This is a genomic window from Turicibacter sp. St.80E1 (assembly GCF_059728495.1).
The window spans coordinates 424,263-440,769 of sequence record NZ_AP039386.1 but is presented as its reverse complement, the minus strand read 5'-3'; the positions used below and the strand labels follow the sequence as shown (position 1 = coordinate 440,769).

The 16,507-nt window shown below is 38.0% G+C and carries 16 protein-coding genes; 3 read left to right on the top strand and 13 right to left on the bottom strand.

The features are described 5' to 3' along the window. Positions 1 to 577: 577 nt before the first annotated feature. The 5 genes from AC6I0I_RS02125 to AC6I0I_RS02105 form a co-directional block, all read right to left on the bottom strand. Complete coding sequence (locus AC6I0I_RS02125) at positions 578 to 1,417, bottom strand: Rpn family recombination-promoting nuclease/putative transposase (RefSeq protein ID WP_497993650.1); 840 nt, start codon at positions 1,415 to 1,417, stop codon at positions 578 to 580. A 474-nt stretch (positions 1,418 to 1,891) separates the two neighbouring features. Then, positions 1,892 to 2,626 (bottom strand): hypothetical protein, encoded by a 735-nt coding sequence (locus AC6I0I_RS02120; RefSeq protein WP_161831056.1) that lies wholly within the window; start codon positions 2,624 to 2,626, stop codon positions 1,892 to 1,894. Between the two features lie 2 nt (positions 2,627 to 2,628). Next, positions 2,629 to 2,994 (bottom strand): hypothetical protein, encoded by a 366-nt coding sequence (locus tag AC6I0I_RS02115; protein ID WP_262950730.1) that lies wholly within the window; start codon positions 2,992 to 2,994, stop codon positions 2,629 to 2,631. Between the two features lie 376 nt (positions 2,995 to 3,370). After that, positions 3,371 to 4,447, bottom strand: a complete 1,077-nt coding sequence (locus AC6I0I_RS02110; protein ID WP_161831054.1) for a glycosyltransferase — start codon at positions 4,445 to 4,447, stop codon at positions 3,371 to 3,373. Between the two features lie 277 nt (positions 4,448 to 4,724). Then, complete coding sequence (locus tag AC6I0I_RS02105; protein ID WP_161831053.1) at positions 4,725 to 5,117, bottom strand: hypothetical protein; 393 nt, start codon at positions 5,115 to 5,117, stop codon at positions 4,725 to 4,727. 452 nt (positions 5,118 to 5,569) lie between these two features. On the opposite strand from AC6I0I_RS02105, the gene cls reads away from it, so the two are divergent. Next, the gene (gene cls, locus AC6I0I_RS02100) at positions 5,570 to 7,105 is read left to right on the top strand and encodes a cardiolipin synthase (protein ID WP_262953805.1); all 1,536 of its coding nucleotides are present in this window, start codon (positions 5,570 to 5,572) and stop codon (positions 7,103 to 7,105) included. 82 nt (positions 7,106 to 7,187) lie between these two features. Here cls and AC6I0I_RS02095 read toward each other — a convergent pair whose 3' ends face one another. Together AC6I0I_RS02095 and AC6I0I_RS02090 are read right to left on the bottom strand one after the other, a co-directional pair. Beyond that, entirely contained in the window at positions 7,188 to 7,676 is a 489-nt protein-coding gene (locus tag AC6I0I_RS02095) for a DNA-deoxyinosine glycosylase (RefSeq protein ID WP_262953806.1), read from the bottom strand. Positions 7,677 to 7,802: 126 nt separating this feature from the next. Beyond that, positions 7,803 to 8,444, bottom strand: coding sequence for a YoaK family protein (locus AC6I0I_RS02090; RefSeq protein ID WP_262953807.1), 642 nt, complete (start codon positions 8,442 to 8,444; stop codon positions 7,803 to 7,805). Between the two features lie 702 nt (positions 8,445 to 9,146). Here AC6I0I_RS02090 and AC6I0I_RS02085 point away from each other — a divergent pair. Continuing rightward, positions 9,147 to 9,671, top strand: a complete 525-nt coding sequence (locus AC6I0I_RS02085) for a flavodoxin domain-containing protein (protein ID WP_161831049.1) — start codon at positions 9,147 to 9,149, stop codon at positions 9,669 to 9,671. Between the two features lie 44 nt (positions 9,672 to 9,715). Then, positions 9,716 to 10,234 carry a hypothetical protein gene (locus AC6I0I_RS02080; protein WP_262953808.1) on the top strand — a complete coding sequence of 173 codons (519 nt, stop codon included), beginning with the start codon at positions 9,716 to 9,718 and terminating at the stop codon, positions 10,232 to 10,234. A 390-nt stretch (positions 10,235 to 10,624) separates the two neighbouring features. Here AC6I0I_RS02080 and AC6I0I_RS02075 read toward each other — a convergent pair whose 3' ends face one another. From AC6I0I_RS02075 to AC6I0I_RS02050, 6 genes are all read right to left on the bottom strand, one after another. Then, positions 10,625 to 11,152: a VanZ family protein gene (locus AC6I0I_RS02075; protein WP_161831047.1), complete on the bottom strand. Its 528-nt coding sequence runs from the start codon at positions 11,150 to 11,152 to the stop codon at positions 10,625 to 10,627. Between the two features lie 236 nt (positions 11,153 to 11,388). Then, entirely contained in the window at positions 11,389 to 12,708 is a 1,320-nt protein-coding gene (locus AC6I0I_RS02070) for an amidohydrolase (RefSeq protein WP_161831046.1), read from the bottom strand. Positions 12,709 to 12,774: 66 nt separating this feature from the next. Then, the gene (locus tag AC6I0I_RS02065; RefSeq protein ID WP_161831045.1) at positions 12,775 to 13,827 is read right to left on the bottom strand and encodes an ABC transporter substrate-binding protein; all 1,053 of its coding nucleotides are present in this window, start codon (positions 13,825 to 13,827) and stop codon (positions 12,775 to 12,777) included. Between the two features lie 22 nt (positions 13,828 to 13,849). Continuing rightward, positions 13,850 to 14,878, bottom strand: coding sequence for an ABC transporter ATP-binding protein (locus AC6I0I_RS02060; protein ID WP_161831044.1), 1,029 nt, complete (start codon positions 14,876 to 14,878; stop codon positions 13,850 to 13,852). 10 nt (positions 14,879 to 14,888) lie between these two features. Next, complete coding sequence (locus AC6I0I_RS02055) at positions 14,889 to 15,671, bottom strand: ABC transporter permease (RefSeq protein ID WP_161831043.1); 783 nt, start codon at positions 15,669 to 15,671, stop codon at positions 14,889 to 14,891. After that, positions 15,664 to 16,497, bottom strand: coding sequence for an ABC transporter permease (locus AC6I0I_RS02050; RefSeq protein ID WP_161831042.1), 834 nt, complete (start codon positions 16,495 to 16,497; stop codon positions 15,664 to 15,666). Before AC6I0I_RS02050 ends, AC6I0I_RS02055 begins: the two co-directional genes overlap by 8 nt. Positions 16,498 to 16,507 lie beyond the last annotated feature (10 nt).

Here is a 16,507-nt window from a genome sequence, read left to right as displayed (position 1 = left end):
TAGCGGTGGATACATTTATCTCGTAAATACTAAGTAGTCCCGTAGTGTAGAGGTTCCCAAACATACACTTCCGTAAAGATGAGCAACGTAAAAAAACATTATCTGAGTTCGGAATGACCCTGAGTTGAGATAATGTTTTTTTATTGGTTATTCTACTTATTTAGATTGAGATAAACTGGGGGGACTAACTATGATAACCACGATTTATCTTATTTCTGCTCTACCTATGCCTCTCCCTAGTTATATTTTAAACTAGGGAACCAGGAAATTACAGAAAGAGGAACTAATTAAATCCTTCTATCCAAGGCGAATTGATAAAATTTATTGTCCTGAAACATCTATGTTAGGGCTAAAAGGGATAACCTTTCCACCTTACCTTTATCTTTTACCTTCTCCATAAAACATTTCATTTTCATCTCACTTTACTTGCCCTAAATGCCCTTATAGAAAGATATACAGCTATCCTCAAAAGAAATTTAACAGTCATTCATCCCATGAACTCCATTCCGACTAAACAGAAAAGAGCTAAGCACCTCACCTGGCACTTGGCTCTTTACATGCTTTTACTGTATTATACCTACATTTTGGTTCTCGTAGCTTCTACTTCTTCTAAAGATAATCCTGTTGTTTCTACGATAAAACCATTGTCTAACCCTTTTTGAATTAAATTTTTCGCAATTTCTAATTTCTCTTTTTTTGCCCCTTTTTCCTCTGCAAAGGCTAAGGCACTCGCTTCATCTAGCATCGCTTGTCTACGTTTTTCAAACAATTCTCTTTCCACTTTATTCCCACTTAATCGAATTAACTCCGCTTTAGCTGATTTGATTTCAGATTCAACCGCTTCTAATTCTCTGACTACTTCACTATCAGGTTGATTAATAAAATGTAACCACGCTTCTAGCTTACTTTTGACCTCGTCCGCATGTTTCACATGTTTCATTTTCTTTAGCTCAATAAAGTGTAATTCAATGATATCTGTTAACTCTTCATGGGTTTCACAATCCTTTAAACGATAAACACTATGAAATTTATCATGGTTCAATAAATTAAAATCAATCAAGTTGATACAAATCGTACGGGCTAATTTTTGATAGTCGTTCCCACTCTCTAATTGACCCTCATATAATTTACTCCAATAATAAAGACTTCGTTTAATCATATTGTATTTATTATCGAGTTGAATTCCAATGTTGATATGTTCCCCTTTATCCGTCGTTGCCCGCACATCCAATCGGCTATATTTATCCGTAAGATACTCTTTATCAATAGTTGTATCCTGTAAAGTGACTGATTTAATGGGATCACTCGGATTCAATACCGCATTCAAAAAGGAAATGAGGATGTTCGGATGCTTCTCATTTCCAAAAATTTTCTTAAATACAAAATCCATCTTAGGTGGTAATAGGGCTAACGTCATTTGACTTTCTCTTCCTTTCTTCTTCACTCTATATTTTCTTCTACTAGTTCTATTATAAAGGATTCCTAACTCATAAACCATATCCTAGAGGTAAATGACAATAGTTGCACTTAAGTATTGTCCAATAACCTCATTTATCCTGTTTGCTCTCATCTTCATTCAAAAGAAGGTAACCTCTCCTAATCATACATTTCCGCTCACGCTAACCCTTTCATTGATCCCGATTAGCATCATCAACTAACAAATCATAACCACTCTCTTAATGTTTCATCAGGGATAAGTGACCCACTCCATACGACCAACTTACCTGATAGTCATAGAAAAAGCCATCAAGGTATCGTAAACCTCGATGGCTTCGTTATGAGTAATTATTTGATAACTGGAACACGATAAAACATTGATGTATCCATATTTGACAACAAATAACCCCTTATGTCTTTGGCCCCCTAACAACGAGGAACCCGTTGATTTTTATTATTGATGTAAGCCATCAAAAATTTGTTTTTGCTCGGTTAACGTCGTACGAGTAGATGACGTGATATACAACGGCTCATTGTCTTGATAAAGTGTCGTGTAAATATCTCCTGTTACATTTGAGCCGTAAGTTAATTTAATCACCTTGTCTTCCCCTTTAAGCGTATAGGCATGCATCACTTCATCCATATCCCCAACAACAAAAGAATAATCTGTGACTTCAGATAGGTCCTCATTGACCTCCTCACTTACCTCAGGCTCAATATTGAACATCGAACGAATTTCATCGATCGTTACTGTCTCTTCACTCATCCGACTCGCAACTTCCTGATAACTCCCTAACATCTTTGTCGGTGTTTCATTTAAAAGGTCCCTAATCGCTTCATCCTTTGCGACAACCGAAGTCTTACTTACCATATTCTCTTGTGCAACAGTTAATTTGCTCATCGAATCGTGCCAATCATACATGAGGCTAGCCACTTGATCCGCACTGACTTCAACCGTTAACTTCTCATCTCCTTTTTCGAAGACTTTAATGGTTCCTAAATCCTCGGTCGCCTCTCCTAACGTTTGAGGGAGTTTATTTACAGCGACGCTTTCTCCCTGCGCTAAGACTTCTGACGTTTTAAAATAATAATCACTTAAACTTTCCGACTCTTCCTGTGAATGCGGCGATTGGCATCCTCCAACCCATAAACTTAAAGCAACGACAGCCATTGTTCCTATTTTTTTCAACTTCATCCCTCTTTCCTATCTTCATCCATTTCCTTTAATCGTTCACTCACATCGTTCATCAATTTTTCAAAATATCTTAGTCGATGGTCATATTGCTTATACGCTAGTGCCTGTAATTGACTAGGCCCGTATAAAATAGATTCATTGTCATACTCCTCAAAGTGCGCTAATTTCTTAGTTAACCCCTGTTCATTGGCCTTGTCAATGAGCTCGCCTAATTGTTTAAATTGATGATTATACCACCACTTAAATGGAAGTTTAATAAAATAACCTACGATTCCGGCATCCGTGAACCCATCTAAGCTTGCAGCAAGTTTACATCGTTTCGCACACACGAATAACCGATGATACGTCTGTTCCATCTCCAACACGTCCCCCCTCCTCTTTGCCTTAAACGATACTTTCATTATAATACAAATTTATCCTCTGTTATAGAAGTGTAATGAAAAATTTGTCTTTTAAAGAATATTTTAATTATTTTGTAAAATTGCCATCATTTTCACACCACTTCTTCCTTTAAGCAGCAATCCCCTCCTTCATTTTAGACGGGACTCAATCATTCATCCTAGCTTTCGAACCTCATGCCCCAAAAGGTCGCATACGATGCCCCCTTTAACGTGAGAAAAAAAGCACCCCCCATGGATGTCTCCATGCGGGGTGCTTTAATGGGGATTACGATTTATTTAATGGAAGTTCCATGTTTGAGCTTTAAAAAATGAGATCAAAAAGGAGTCATTTTTTCCTTTACTTTAACGCTTTAGCGATTAATTCATAGTTCGACTTTAATCTCTTATTTTGAGGGGCACAATTAAGGGCCAGTTGCGCATAAATGAGTGCCTGCTCATAGTTCCCAAGATAATACTGACTAATGGCTCCTAAATCATAGGGTGTTGCATCCCAAGAACTTGGATCCGTAATATAAGAAAGTGGTCGTTCCTTAATCTTTAAAGCATTTTCCACGGCATAGGCTACGCCGAACCAGTCAGACTCTTTATAAAACTGTAACGCGAGTTGAATATATCCCTCTCGAAGATAAGGTGCCTCCTTAATGGCTTTAAAAAACCATGTCTTCGCCATTTCCGGCTCTTTGAGTGCCGCATATGATTTCGCAATATATCGCATCGAGGCGGCCCGCTCAGCATCCCAAGTGGCAGTTGGCAAACTAAGGTGACGTTTCAAGGTCGTAATGGCTTCATCATAACGATTATAGTAGAAATATTCACGCCCAAGGTAATGCACGTTTCGATCATCATTGGGATTTTCTTTAACCGATAATTCTAGAAGGGGTAAGTATTGCCCGCGTGATTTAGTTCGATCCGGATAATGATTTAACTGAATGCCTGTCAAATAGACGACGCGTTCCATCCCTTCGCCTAAATATTCTAACACCTCATGTACAGGGTGCGTCCAACGGTAGTGATGACGTGTATGAATTTTATCATAATCAAAAACGGAACCTTCCGTTCCATCCTCATTAAAACTCCACGTATACCGATAATGCCCCCTCGTCACCCCTTTTTTCCAAAGCTTTTCAATCACTTGACGCCAACCCGGTTCTAGCACCTCATCTAAATCGGTGCATACACACACATCACAATCCTCTGGAACCAATTTTAAAGACTCATTTCGAGCCACGTCAAATCGCCAAGGTGTAATAACCTTCTGTTCAACAATGACCCCTCTTTCCTTTAGTAGTGCTACTGTTTGATCGGTGGACCCCGTATCTAAAACATAAATTTCATCTGCCTCAGACATCGAATCCACCCACCTACTCACAAACTGCGCTTCATCCTTGCAAATCGCATAAACACAGATTTTCATACTATCCCTCCCCAATAATCCCGCTATCCCTACATTGTATTCAAAAAATCTTCCTTTCATTACTAAGACCGACACCCGATTACACTAGCTTCTCCCTGCTTTACATAAAGAAAACCTCTAAAACTCTCAACATAAATGTGATCGGAAACGAATAAGACGTTGTGGCTTGATTCCACCGATTAAACGCCTAAAAAGTTAGCGGGAAAAATCATGTAACATCCTCCTATTAATCCGCATAAAAAAGGATCTATCCTATCGAATAGATCCTTTTATTCACTTATGTTTTCTTGATAAACGTATGACGACATTTTGGACAGGTAATCTCGATTTTTCCCTTTTTTCGTGGAACTCGTAATTGTTGTCCACATTCTTTACATTTAAAATATTTATACTGTCTTCGGGCCTTTAGGTGTCGATATTTATTCATCATCTTTGTTTGAATAGGATACCAATATTTTAAAAATAAAATATTTTCTTGATGTCGCTTCAACTTATTCTTTGAAAAAGCTCGATAGTAACACAACACTAATGGGATAAGTGACAGAAAGCGAACCATCGACCATCTAAACACCATTCCTATCAGTACTAAAACAATGGATAAAATTAATAGCGCGAGTGACAGGTGATCGACACCTGTTCGATCTTCCATAAACTTTTTAAACCGATCCAAAGCAATCCCTCCTTAATGGCTGACTTGTTTTATATTATACTTCATCTTCGCCTAAAGTTCCAAATCTGTCTTCAAAAGACATCCCCGCCTTTCTCCGGTTGCTACAATCCGTCTACAGATTCAAAGGACAGGTTGCTGCGCGCTAACAAAGGACATTCCTCTAGTTAAACATAAAAAAACGATGGGGAGGCATCCCACAGCGACATCAATTGATTGGAAAACAGTTGATTAAAAATCTCAAAAAAAGAGGATGCCGATTGGCAACTAAATAAAGCCGTCATATCTCCTAGGTAGGCGACATATACAAAAAGAGAACCTCTATTTTCGGAGATGACCGTTTTTATCCGATTTTTGACCCTTGTAATCAACCATCTTTTATTTACGAGTGTCTCAGGTTTTGCTATAATAAATTCCATTATATAACTAATTGTTTAAGAAGGAGAGACGTACGAGTGAAAAAAGTTTTAAGAATTCTTTTAGGACCGATTGGATTCACGGGACTTTTAATTGCCCTACAAGCCCTTACTTTAATTGTTGTCATTGCCTGGTTCCAACAATATTTTGTTTACTTTTATGCCTTTTGTATCATTCTTAGTATTATTGTCGTGATGACCATTGTGAATAACCGACTAAATCCTGCTTATAAGATTGCCTGGATTATCCCTATCATGGCCTTACCCATTTTCGGGGGACTCTTCTATTTACTATTTGGTAGTGAACATTTAAGAAAACAATTTTTAAGCGAAATGCAGCCCATCCTTAAAAAGATGAACTGGCATTTACAACAAGATGAACAAGTCTTTAAAACACTTGAACAAACCGACCTGCGGGCAGCCAATCAGTCAGCCTATATGAGCAACTACGCGATGTGCCCTGTTTATCAACAAACAACGAGTGAATACTTAAGCATTGGGGAAGAAAAATTTGAACGTTTAATAAAAGAGCTGAAGGAGGCTAAACACTACATCTTCCTTGAATACTTCATTATTGAAGAAGGCGTGATGTGGAATACCATCCTCGATATTTTAAAAGAGAAAGCGGCTGCAGGCGTCGATGTCCGCGTCATTTATGATGGATTTGGATGCTTATTTACGCTCCCAACCGACTATCCACAACAACTTGAAAAAATGGGAATTAAGTGCTGTATCTTTAATCCTTTTGTTCCCCTCCTAACCATTCGCATGAATAATCGGGATCACCGTAAAATATGTGTCATTGATGGCCATACAGCCTTTACCGGAGGAATTAATTTAGCCGATGAATATATAAATGCCATTGATAAACACGGTCACTGGAAAGATAACGCCATTGTGATAAAAGGAGATGCTGTTTGGAGCTTTACTATTATGTTTTTAACCATGTGGGGATACATTCGTAAAGTCAATGAAGACTTTGAAAACTTTAAACCCCATCTTTATCATCCCGCTCCCTTTCAAACGGATGGCTTCGTTCAACCGTATACCGATTCTCCACTTGACCGCGAAACCGTTGGTGCCAATGTTTATCTCAACCTGATTAACAATGCAAAATCTTATGTCTACATCGCCACCCCCTATTTAATTTTAGACCATGAAATGACGATGGCTCTATCTCAGGCAGCGAAACGAAATGTCGATGTAAAAATTATAACGCCTCATCACGGAGATAAGTGGTATGTCCATAGTGTAACACGTGCGAACTATTCCGAACTCATTGATAATGGCGTTAAAATTTACGAATATGAGCCGGGGTTCATCCATGCGAAAAATTTCATTGTTGACGATGAATACGCCGTTATTGGGACGATTAATTTAGACTATCGCAGTCTATATCTTCACTACGAATGTGCCACATGGTTATATAAGACAACGAGTGTTTTAGACATCCGTGACGATTATTTAAAGACGCTCGCTGTTTCTATCCCTGTTAGCGCAAGAGGTTTAGAAAAGATGCCGTGGTATATTAAAATTATTTATGCCTTTTTAAGAATTTTTGCCCCACTGATGTAAAGAAGAGCCCTAGGGCTCTTTTTTTATTAGTTATCATGGGAACCTTACTCAAACATTGCCCCACCTGCTTTTGATGCTCTTGCTAGAGGTATTTTAAAATTTGGGCGTATTCCTTTTTTAACTGTTCGTCATTGATTCGACGATTCGCTGGACTCGTTGAAGGAAGGCCGATTGCCTCTATGTGTGTCTGCCCATAGCAATACTTTTGATATAAATCAGTCGCCTTCTTCCCGGTTGTAAAGATGGTTTTGATCTCCGTTTTATCAAGCAGTTTCGTCAAATCATTGGGAACTGGGCGCTTAATACTCGCGTCTTCCGCACCTTCAATTTCACACTCCGCTAGCACATCCCAAAGCGCGAGATGATGACGGTGTAAAAAATCAATTTTTTGTTCAGTTGTCGTTAATGGATCTTCCTCAAACAACGCGGCCAACACTTTCCAAAAGCGATTTTGAGGGTGACCGTAATAAAAGCCTACCTCTCTCGATTTAGGCGATGGCATTGTTCCTAAAATAAGAACCTTTGACTGACGATCATAAACGGGGCTTAACGTATGCTTCACAAGCGCCATCTTTTTTTCCTCCTTTTCCTCGTGTTTTTCTTCCTATTATTCCTCAGTTCTTCGTGTTTTATAAGCTAGAACCTTCACCCCAAATGTCCCTACTCGCTCTTATGGGAAAAATCTTTTACCACATCCTTAACGCTTTCGAATCTTAAAAAAGACCCTTATTAACATGAGGCAACAAATCCAAACGGTCCATGTTTTTAAAAAGGGAATAAGGATCGCCCCCATAAATGCTCCGAAACAAAAGGAGGAAATAATGAGCAAATAATTATGCCCCTTAGCTTTTTCAGTCTCGTTCTTAAATAAATAATAGTCCATCCAAGATTGAGCTGCTGATCGTAAGTTTCCCGTACAAAACGTCGTTGCATAAGCTGCCCCTTGAATTTTTCTAAAAGTGCTAACCTGCATCGAACAAATAAAAGAAATCACAAGGTTAACCATTAACGAAGGAGCTGTTAAGGGATAAAAACCAATGAAAAAAAGTAGCACTATTTCTACCCCAATTACCGCCTCGTGCCACCGCTCGTGTAACTTCAAAACCTCTGTGACCGCCGCCCCTATAAAAAATGATAAAATCGGAACCAAGTAATAAAAAACTTGCCCCCATTCTTGATGGGCTAAACTTAATGTTAATAATACCATATTTCCTGTTTGTGCATTCGCAAAAACGCCCCCGTGTAAGAGATAGGTATAACTTTCTAAAAAGCCGCCGACTAACGCTAGCAGTACCCCCACTTCGCGTGATTCCCACACGATGACTTGATCCTCACTCATCACTAAATCGCCTCCCCTCTTTATCACTTTATGTCATTTTCCTGAAGATGAGGATAAAAAGGAGCCATTCTTTTTTCTTAACTTTGGTGAAACCTATAAAAAAAATAATGAGGCTAATCCTCATTATTTTTTTTGTTTATCTTGCACTTGCAAACGCTTCGTATAAAAATGGAACGAAATCAATAAAGCAATAACTACAAGGGGGACTAATAGGACAAATAAAACGCTCCGTTGATCGAAGAAAATTCTAAAATAAGCATAAGCTTCTAATAATAAAAATAAGGTAACCGATAAAACAATGAGATGATAACCTATTATCTTTAATAACTGCTGTTGATTTTGATAGCTAGGAGCAACTAACGTTGCCCCTTTCCTCGTTAAAAAAGGATTCCTATTACTAATAACGGAAGAAATCTAATCCCATTCTCCAATGTAACTTCCATCCAGTCACTCATATTATCCCCTCCATTTTTTCTATATTTTACCGCAAGACACCTGATGAATCAATCATTTAAACATAAAGAGTACACTTAGCTATCTCCCCTCTCTCCTGCTCGACTTCTCAACGGTGCGTTTCCCTCGTTGAAAAAGCTAATCTTCCCTTTCATCAACCCGCTTTCTTTAAAGAATATGAAGCAGTACTCATATCTGATTGCCCCTTTTGAATACAATGTACTAAGCCAAACTTAAAAGGGGGATTTTATGACATCGACGCTTGTTATTTATACAACTAAATATGGAACAACTGAAACATATGCTAAACAAATCGCGACAGCGTTGAAAGCTGATTTAAAAGAAATAGCGAATGTGGAAGCACATGATTTAATCTTTTACGATACTGTTATTTTCGGGGCGCCTCTTTATCTTGGAAAACCGTATCATTATGAAAAGGTATTGGATGTGATTCGCCTTTACCCACCTCACCTCTTTCTTACCTTTTTAGTGGGCGCAAGCCACCCAACAGAGGAAGAATTAAAGCTCATCAAACATTTGCTTCCGGTTCAAGACGATCACTTATTCTACTTCCCCGGACGTCTTGATTACCAGACACTCACGCTAAAAGATAAATTTCTTATGCAAGGATTAAAACTATGGATTAAAGGGCACGCTAAAAAAACAGCGGATGAAGAAGGCATTTTGGAAAGTTTTAAACATCCGGTTGATTTAAGCCAAGAAAGTTATACGCAACCACTCATTAACTTTGTGAATGAAAATGCCTTAAACTAGGCCCTACTCGTTATGCTATAATGGAATAAACGGAGGGGGATTTCATGAAAAAAGTTTATACCTATCTATTGATTGGTTGTCTATTTACAACACTTGATCTTTCCATTGGCGGACTTCACTTGCTTCCCGATAGCATCGGCTATCTACTCATCGTCATCGGTGCCTATCTCGGGGAAAAGCACCAACGCATTCAAGAAATGGTCCAAGCTAAATACTTAGGGATAGCCCTTATTGTTTACAGTCTGATTTATCCATTTCTTCAGGAGGCGGCGGGAAATGAGACGTTGTGGCCGTTAGTAAGCCTATCGCTGACTGCCCAACTGGCGACCCTTTATCTTTTCTATTCACTGATCAAGGCAGAATATATTTGGCATCCACAAACGCAAACACGCCTGTTTATCACGAATTATTTAACCCTCGGGATTATCCAATTCGTTGCCACCTGCCTTAGCTATTTCGTTCCTGTATTAGGAATTTTATCAGGAGCATTAGCCCTGATTATCGCCATTTACCTCATTTATATTTTCTATACGTTGCGGGAACAACAATCAACACCTGAATAAAGGGGAGCGAATTCGCTCCCCTTTTACTTCTATCACAAACGTCCCCTCTAAATCTTAAATAAAGAAAGATTAGAACTCTCGTTTCCTAAGTCTCCTGTCTACTCTTATCAAACACTAAAACAAAGATCATTCGATTATCCCATCTCCCCTGAATCTAACTTCAGTTTCATACCTATGCCCTGAGATTCATTTGAAGAACTCACCTTTCAATGGTTACTGGAGGTATTGTTTATACTCCCGATAGGTTAGACGCGAACACCAAGTGTGAAATGAACCATTGAACATGGAATGAGTCAGCTAAAATGGGCTCCCCCATCCTTAAGGTTGTCTAATAAAAAAAGTAAGTAGAATGACTATAGTCATTCTACTTACTTTTTTACTATTTAAAATTTATTTCCGTTTTAAATCTAATAATTTTTTTCCTAATAAAACTCCTATATACGTGCCTAATGTATTCATAATAATATCATCTAGTTGAAAAAAGCGGCCTGTAAATAATTGAATAGTTTCAATAATAGATGTGAATAAAAATCCAATTAATATTCCATAAATCTGTCGAGATTTAATTTTTTTAAATACTAAGACAGAAAAAAAACCATAGGGAATAAATAATAAAATATTTAAAAGGGTAGCAGGAGTAATTCCCTCTGACAGAAGAGTTAAACTCACGACTGAACTTCCATCTAAAATAGATGTAACACCAAATGTCCCTCCTATAATTGCTTCAATTATCCCCGTAATTAGCAAAATACTAATGACAACAATCAACCACATTAGCTCATTGAATGTATTGAAAAACGTTATATCAGCTTTTTTACCTAAAATAAATTTTAAACTAATAACAACTAATACTATACACAAGGCTATAGGGATAGCCGCCAATAAATAAAAAATTCCATTTGATAAATGATTTAACAATACATCTCTCCCCTATTCCATTTTTTTCTAATTATACCCCAATTTATTATGAGTTTCAATTCTAATCTAACATAAACTATTAAAGGCTTTATTGTGATATCTCTTTTAACGGATTAACCCTAGGGGCGGTTAACTGATAGTTTCACGGAAACTTCCTGATGCGCAAGAGAGGGAGAAGCTAAAGCCTAAACCTCACCTTCCATCATCCTCTCATTTTTCGTCGATACGCTTCCTTTTTATAATTCTTTCGCGCGCTCAATGGCGCGTTGCCTAAACGTCTGCATTTCTTTAGCTAACGATTCCTTAACGTGTTTTTGATTGAAAATGGATTGCTTATTCTTTAAAACTTGGCGCCCATTAATCCAAACTGAATCAACATTAGAGGCGTTCGCGCTATAGACAATCGCCGAATACGGGTCATGAATCGGGAACATATTCAAAGAATCGGTCTCAATTAAAACAAGATCCGCCTTCTTCGAAACTTCTAGCGATCCAATTTCATGTTCCATCCTTAATACTTTAGCCCCCCCGATCGTTGCAAGCTTCACTATCTCTTCCGCCTTAAACAATGAACGGTCCTTATAATGCGTTTTTTGGGCATAGACAGCCGTTTTCATTTGGGTGAAAAGATCGAGTGTATTTCCACTACTTGGTCCGTCTGTTCCTAATCCAACAGCCAGTCCGCTCGCCACCATTTCTTTAACTGGCGCGATTCCTTTGCCCGCTTTCATATTTGAGCCGATGCAATGGGCCACACGCGTCTGTTTCTCACTCATAAGCTTCATATCTGATTCGTTTAAATGGATACAATGTGCCGCAATCAATCGATCACTTAAAACCCCGATAGAATCTAAATATTCAATGGGCGTCATTTGATAGTTCGTTCTAAATTCCTCCATCTCGTAATCCATTTCCGCCACGTGCATCGTTACCAGGGCATCATATTTAACTGCCAACTCGTGGGCGGCCTGTAAGGCCCACGCTTCATTGGTGTTTGTCGCATGAGGGGCAATAATCGGAGTAACGAGTTCGTGTCCTTGCCACTCCTTTATAAAATTTTCACCGTAGGCCAATCCGCCATAAGGAGCCGTAGTATCACATGTTGCGAAGTTAATAACCGTCTCTCCTAATACGCCGCGCATTCCTAATGCTTCACACGCCTTAGCGACTTCCTCTTCAAAATAATACATATCTAAAAAAGTCGTGACCCCACTTTGTTGCATCTCTAAAATTCCATACTGGGCTGCATGATAAACTAACGAAGCCGTCATGCACTCATTTTCAAGAGGAAAAAGATAGCGACGTAATCGATCCGGACAATCATCGCCTAATGAACGAAACGGAATCATCGAAACATGGGCATGGGTATTAATCATCCCCGGCATTAAAATGCCTCCTCGCGCATCGATCACTTCATCTGCTCTCTCTAGTAACGTCGCATTCGCTTCCCCTACGTAGGCAATCCGTGTCTCCTCAATGAGCACCATCCCATTTCGATAAGTAGTTAACTGTTCATCCATCGTTAAAATCCAAGCATTTTTTATTAATGTTCGCATTCAAACACCCTCCTTAAAGAAAAATATCCAATACATCTGCATTGGATATTTTTTTATTTTATTTCATTAACGGTTAATTAAACGATTCCATTGATCAATCCAGTTATTTAATAACGGGTTAACAAATGAGTAATCAATCGTACGTGCATTTTGTGCGACTTCACCATACGTTTTATTTTGAGCCACTTCTGCTGATAACTCTACATTTTTATTGGTTGGCGCCTCATTTAACGTCACCGCTGTTTTTTCTTGTAACTCTTGACTTAAACGCCAGTTCACATATTCATAAGCTAATTCTTTATTTTGAGAGTTTTTATTAATATCGATAGTATTAAAGTTAGCGTATGTTCCTGACGCTGGAACAACAAATTCAACCGTTGGCTGTGCTTGTTCAATCGTTGGGATAGCAAAATCTCCAACAACCGCAACAGCGATTTCTCCAGATGCAAACATATTCGCTAAGTCACTTGATTTCGCATACGTTTTAACGATGTTTGGTTTTAAGGCTTCTAATGCTTTAAATGCGGCTTTTCCTTCATCTGATTCAATGTTTCCTTTTGCGTAATCATTTGCAACATAAACCATGGCTGGTCCAAATGTCGTTGTAATATCAGGAATTGAAATTTTTCCTTTTAATTTTTCATTCCATAAATCTGACCAATCATTAATTTCAAATCCAACTGCTTCTTTATCATAAATAATTCCGATACTATTAATCACATACGCAGCTCCAGCTCCTGATTCCGCTAATTGTTTAGCTGGATCAATTAAAAACTCAGCATTCGGAATTTTTGAGTAATCGATTTTTTCAAATAATCCTGCGTCATATCCATTCGCAGCTGCCGACTGTGATAATTCCATAATATCTACCGCCGCGTTTGGATTATTTGCTAATTTGGTATAACGCTCGTTTGTTCCTCCCACTTCTAACACAAGTTCGCAATCAAACTTTTCTTCAAAAGGAACCTTAACTTCTTTCTCCCATACTTCTTGACTTAATCCCCATGTTGAAACAACTAATTGCTTTTTAGAAGACTCGTCTTCTGACTTTCCTGAACATCCTGTCATCACTGTTGTTAAAAGTAATGCTCCAACTAATAATTTCCATTGTTTTTTCATTGGTCTAAACTCCTTTTGCGCATTAAACTAAGACGATTTTGTTTGATGGTAAGTGTAAAATAACTTCATCATTCACTTCATAACCTTTTGGTCCTGCATGATTTACGATGATTTTTCCAACTGCTGTTTGAACTTCATATTGATAACTTTTTCCTAAAAACGTGCGAACTTCAACCGTCCCTTTCACACAGTTTTCTCCCACTGTTTCAACAACTTCGATATCATCCGGACGAATCGTTCCAAGTGTCATGTCTCCTTCTTTTACTTGATCCACTTTAAACATCGTTTCCTGACTTAAAAAGAGCTGATCTTGGTGATGTTTCATCGGAATAAAGTTTTCAAATCCGATAAAGCGCGCGACAAATTCGGTCTTTGGTCGTGCATAAATATTTTCTGGTGTATCGTATTGTTCAATAACCCCTTTATTCATGATAGCTACTCGATCCGAAATCGCAAAACACTCCTCTTGATCATGCGTTACAAACACAGTCGTAATTCCTAACGACTTTTGAATACGTTTAATCTCAACGCGCATCTGAAGACGAAGCTTCGCATCTAAATTACTTAATGGTTCATCTAATAATAATAATTTAGGTTCAATAACTAAAGCGCGGGCTAAAGCGACACGCTGTCTTTGCCCCCCTGAAAGTTGTTTTGGTAAACGATCTTTATACTCTAACAATCCACAGACTTCTAACATCTGATTAACTTTCTTCTCGATGTCTTGCTTATTCATCTTACGAAGCTTTAATCCAAAAGCAACATTATCTTTAACTGTTAAATGAGGGAATAATGCATAGCTTTGGAATACAAGACCAAAATTACGTTTATGAACAGGAGTTTTTGTAACATTATCGTCATCTACTAAAAACTCTCCATCCGCTATATCAATAAAACCGGCGATCACTCGTAACGTTGTTGTCTTCCCACACCCACTTGGACCGAGTAAAGACACCAATTCGCCTTCTTTCATTTCTAAGTTTAATCCTTTTAAAATATCATTTTTTCCGTCATATGTCACACGAATATCATTTAATTCTACGAATGCCATGGTCTTCCTCCTATTTCGCTAATGAGTTAATTCCTAATGTCTTTTCAACGATAAACATAATTACAATCGTGGCTACCATTAATAAAACAGATACGGCAGAAACCGTTGGATCATAATAATATTCAATGTAGTTCATTAAAGCCGTTGGCAAGGTTGAAATACCAGGACCTGTTAAGAACATCGAAACCGGAATATTATTAAATGAATTAATGAAAGCAAGTAAGAAGCTTGAAATGATCCCACTTGAAATATTCGGTAGAACGATTTTGAAAAATGTAGTGAACTTGTTACATCCTAAACTCCAAGCGACCTCTTCAATTGAGAAATCAAATTGTTCGAGTGAAGCCCCTACAATTCGGATAATATAAGGTAAGACAACTAAGAAATGTCCAAATAATAATCCTTGAAAAACGGGAAGCTGAAGTTTAATCACTAAAAATTGAAATAAGGAATACCCAATTACAATTCCTGGAACAATCGTCGGTGATAGAAAAAAGCTCTTTAATAACTTCTTCCCTCTTAGCGAATAACGCGACATCGCATAGGCTGCAGGAATTCCAATGATGAGCGCAATAAGTGTCGATATAAATGCAAGTTTAAAACTTAAAGCAAACGCATCAATAAATGTTTTTGAACTTAAGGCTTTAATAAACCAATTAAACGTAAAGCCTTTAATGGGGAACGAAATCGTATTCTCTGTTCCAAAGGCTGTGACCGTAATAATCAATAACGGAAAGAATAAAAAGATAAAAACCGCAAGGGAAATAAAGGTTAAAAATTTGTTTTTACGCATCTAACTCACCTCTCTTATCTACTTTTGCGGCAATCACATTTAATCCTTTCATCACGATTAGCGTGGTGATAATCATAATCGCTGCAATGACACTCGCACCTGTCCAATCATTTAAAGACATCGCGCGTTGATAAATGAGGGTTGGTAAAACAAGGGTTTTATTTCCTCCTAAAAGTTGTGGCGTCGTATACGCTGTTAGCGATCCAGTGAACACCAACACAGCACCTGTAATCATTCCGGGAACACTCATCGGTAAAACGACTTTCATAAAAGCAATGAACCGATTGGCGCCAAGACTTTCCGCTGCTTCCATCATGTCATTATCGATGTTATCCATGACACCGACTAACGTCATAATCATAATGGGTAAGAATAAATAAACGGTTCCGATAATCACAGCAAACTCTGTGTATAACAAACTCATCGGTTCATCAATCCACCCAAGGTTCATGAGGCATTGATTAATCACACCATTTTTTCCTAAAATATTAATCCATGCAAAACTTCGCACAACCGAGTTCGTTAATAATGGAAAAATAGAAATTGCGATTAATAATCCTTTCCACTTTGATGAACAACGTGAAATAAAATATGCGGTCGGTAGCCCAAGTAGCGTACAAACCAAGGTAGTAATCAAGGAGATTTTCAGCGTTCGATAAAATATTTCTAAATAGTAATCGTCTTTAAAAAAGTTGACATACTGATTTAAAGAAAATTCATGGCTAAACACTGTTGGCCATAATGTTGCGCATAGGGGCAACATTAAAAATAATAAAAGCAAAACAAATCCTGGAACTAATAAAACATAAGCTGAATTTTTCTTCATGTTGTTACCT